We start from the raw sequence: 1,383 nt of genomic DNA, 5'->3' as shown, positions 1-1,383 counted from the left end.
GCCAGGGCTGCGACGTCGGCGGGGTGGACGACCCGGCCGATGGGCAGGGTCCGGCTCAGGTGGTCGCGCCGGGCCTGGAGCTGGTCGCCGAGGAGGGCGGCCGACAGGGGGGTGTCGACGAACCCGGCGGCGATGAGGTTGACCCGGACCGGGGCGACCTCCAGGGCCAGGGCGGCGGTCAGCGCGGGCAGCGCCGCGGTCAGGGCGCTCACCACGGCCATCCCGGCGCGGGGCCGCCGCCCGCCGGTGCCGCCGACGAACAGCAGGGTTCCCCCGGCCCTGACCTTGGTGCGGCCAGCCCGCGCCACGGCGAGCAGCATCGCGATGCGGCTGCCGAAGTCGTTGCCGGCCGCGGTGAGGTCGATCGCGTCCAGGGGCGTGTACGACGGGCTGCCGGCGGTGACCAGCACATGGTCGACCTGGCCGGGCAGGCCCCGGAGGAAGTCCTCCAGGCGGCGGGTGTCCTGAGCGTCGAACGCGGCCGTGCTCAGCGGCTTGAGTTCGTCCGCCGCCTGCCGCAGGCGTTCGGCGTTGCGGGCCGCGAGCACCACCTCGCCGCCGGCCGCGCGTACCCGGCGTGCGGTGGCCAGGCCGATTCCGGCGCTGCCTCCCACCACCACGACGGTCTGTCCGCTCAGCGCTCCGTCCGGCTCCCCCGGCCTGCCGGGCGCCGGGCGGGGCCCGGTCATGGGGCCTCGCCGCCGGGGGTGCGCAGGTGCGGTGGGTGCCTGCGTTCGCCGGGCATGATCGCCTCCACGTCGCGTGGTCGTCCTTCTCCCCCAGTGTGGTGCCCGGGTGCGCGGTCTGCCCCTCGTTGCGGCGGGGGCCGGGCCGCACCGGGTGGCCGGCGCCGGGCCGGGCCCGGTCGTGCCGCCGGGCGTGCCCGGTTGCGCCCCCGGCCGGGCTGCGCCCCCGGCCGGGGGCGCAGCGGGGGGCTGACGGTTGAGGTTGCGGCGCGGGCGAAGGCGCGGGATTTGCGCCGCTGCTTCACCCCGGCCGCCGCAGACGACGGCCGGGGTCACCGGCCGGCTCGGCCGGCCCGCGCCGCCCGGGGCGGGTTCGCCGGTCCTTCCCGGTGGCGACGGCGGTGGCGGACAGGAGTGTCGCGGCGGCGAGGCCGCCCCACAGGGCGGCCGGGCCGTGGGGGGCGAGGGTGGTGAGGACCGCCGGGGAGACGGCGAGGCCGAAGCCGGTGGAGAGCTGGAAGCGCGCCAGGGTGCGTCCCAGGACGGGGGCCGGGGCGAGCGCGGTGACCAGCGCGGTGGCGCTGCCGGCGTAGATGATCTCGCCGAGGGTGCACAGCACGGACACCGCGGCGAGGGCCGGGGCACCCCAGCGGTGTCCCAGGGGGGTGGCCGCGAGGAAGCCGAGGTAGGACGCGGC

Annotated in this window: 1 protein-coding gene and 1 pseudogene; both read right to left on the bottom strand. The window is 78.9% G+C overall.

Annotated elements, in window-relative coordinates:
* The coding region (locus tag AOK09_RS34490) for an SDR family NAD(P)-dependent oxidoreductase (protein WP_055591146.1) at nucleotides 1-689 on the bottom strand (689 nt) is incomplete at its 3' end.
* Nucleotides 690-987: 298 nt separating this feature from the next.
* Nucleotides 988-1,383, bottom strand: a pseudogene (locus AOK09_RS34485) (MFS transporter); the annotation flags it as partial.

Origin of the sequence: Peterkaempfera griseoplana (genome assembly GCF_001418575.1) — a bacterium.
Classification (GTDB): Bacteria; Actinomycetota; Actinomycetes; order Streptomycetales; family Streptomycetaceae; genus Peterkaempfera; species Peterkaempfera griseoplana.
This window is presented reverse-complemented; position numbering and strand designations above follow the sequence as displayed.